Below are 1820 nucleotides of genomic sequence, written 5' to 3'. Positions count from 1 at the left end.
AGAAATATCATCGGTTTGTGGTACTGACCGATGTACATTGCCCTAGTGAGCGGGATCCGGAAAAGATTGCCGCTATTGAAGAAATCAACACCTGGTCCGATGTGGACCAGGTGGTAGTTACCGGTGATGTGGTCCATGATATCGGGGACCAGACAGAGCTGAATGCAGCTTCAGCAGTTTTGGACCATATTAAGGCTCCACGCTATGTGCTGACTGGTAATCATGACTATATGTATTCTGACTGGACCAACCATGGCGGTCATTTCCAGTGCGGTCCCGATGAGCGGGCGATGAAGCTGGAGCGTTTCAAAAAGCAGTTCAATATGAACGCCTTGTATTTCTCCAAGGATTTGGGCCCATATCATCTGGTATATCTGTCCCCGGATGACCTGCATACCACTTATCTAACCACTATGTCACCAGATCAGTTAGCCTGGTTAGAGGTGGATTTGAATGACAACAAGGATAAGCCAACCTTGGTTTTCTTCCATGGTTCCTTGGAGGGAACCTGGGATAAGAATGGTAAGGCTTGGCCAAATCATCCGGGCTTTATGGCTCAGCCAAAGGATCAGGTGCGGGCAATTGTGGCCGATAATCCTCAGATAATGGCCTGGATTTCCGGACATCTCCATTTGGGAGTATTCAATGAAAGCAGCCGGGATCCGAACCTCTATACTTATAATGAGCATGGAGTACCAAATATTCATAATCGGGCTACTTTGGGAACTGGCTACATGTACAGCCATAGTCGGGATGGCTTTAACAACTATCCAGCTATATGGACCAAATCTTATTTCTTATTTGACGACCGCATGGAAGTGCGGACCTATGACCACACCAACCATACTTTTTTACCGGAGCTTGATGTGGCTATCAAGATCTATAAAAAGTAAAGGTGAGTGATTAGTATGTTTAAGAAAATTTCTTTAATGTTAACCGTGTGTCTGCTGGTTTTGGGCACTTTTACCTCTTGCTTTGCGTCTATGGGCGGCCCTGGGGAGAAAATTCGCATTATGTGCTACGGCGATTCCAATACCTGGGGCTTTACCCAGCGACCTAATGTAAAGCGTTGGCCAAGCAATGTTCGTTGGCCAGGTGTACTCCAGAAGGAATTGGGGGATAATTACACCATCATCGAAGAAGGATTGTCCAGCCGTACAGCCGGTGAGGATAACTACGATAACGGCTTGAATGAAGCCATTCAGTATGAGCTGAACTTCAATGGGCGTCCAACACTGATGCCACTCATCAAGAGTCATATTCCTCTTGATTGCGTAGTCATTATGCTGGGCACCAATGATATCAAGGTGCGGTTCCACAAGACTCCGGAAGAGGTTACTGCTAATGTGGAGCGCCTGGTAAAGATGATTAACAACAGCTGCGATCCGGAAAAGGAATGGTATGGCTACGGAGTGCCAAAGGTTTTAGTAGTGGCTCCGGTACCAGTTTATGCCACTAAGGCATCCTTTGCGGCCAAGAATGCCGCTTCCCGGGAGCTGGGCCATCTCTACAAGGAAATGGCTGAGCGCAATGGGGTAGAGTTCCTGGATGCGGAGGACTATGTCAAGGTTCCTGGTATGCCAGATGGTATTCACCTTACGGCGGAGCAACACAAGGTACTTGGTGAGGCTATTGCCGCTAAAATTAAGAGCATGAATTTGAAATAACCATTAATAGCATTACCTCTAAAGCAAAAGAAGATGGGTCGGCTTTGTGCCGGCTCATTTTCTTTTTCATAAAGAAAAAAGCGTTTTTTGTTCTGATGGCGAAGATATAGCATGATAAAATAATTAGCTTACTTTCGTCCTAAAGGAGTGAAA

At 46.2% G+C, this 1820-nt stretch carries 2 protein-coding genes; both read left to right on the top strand.

Translation table 11 applies throughout. The features are described from left to right. Positions 1-893 (top strand): metallophosphoesterase family protein (locus tag ACKI5G_RS05625; RefSeq protein ID WP_407398435.1); only part of this gene is annotated, 893 nt, incomplete at its 5' end. A gap of 15 nt (positions 894-908) precedes the next feature. Further along, positions 909-1667, top strand: coding sequence for a GDSL-type esterase/lipase family protein (locus tag ACKI5G_RS05620; RefSeq protein ID WP_407398433.1), 759 nt, complete (start codon positions 909-911; stop codon positions 1665-1667). Positions 1668-1820 lie beyond the last annotated feature (153 nt).

It is taken from the genome of Anaerovibrio sp. (genome assembly GCF_045637405.1).
In the GTDB taxonomy this organism is placed as follows: domain Bacteria; phylum Bacillota; class Negativicutes; order Selenomonadales; family Selenomonadaceae; genus Anaerovibrio.
Note: the sequence above shows the minus strand (reverse complement) of the source record. Positions and strands in the feature narration are given on the sequence as shown.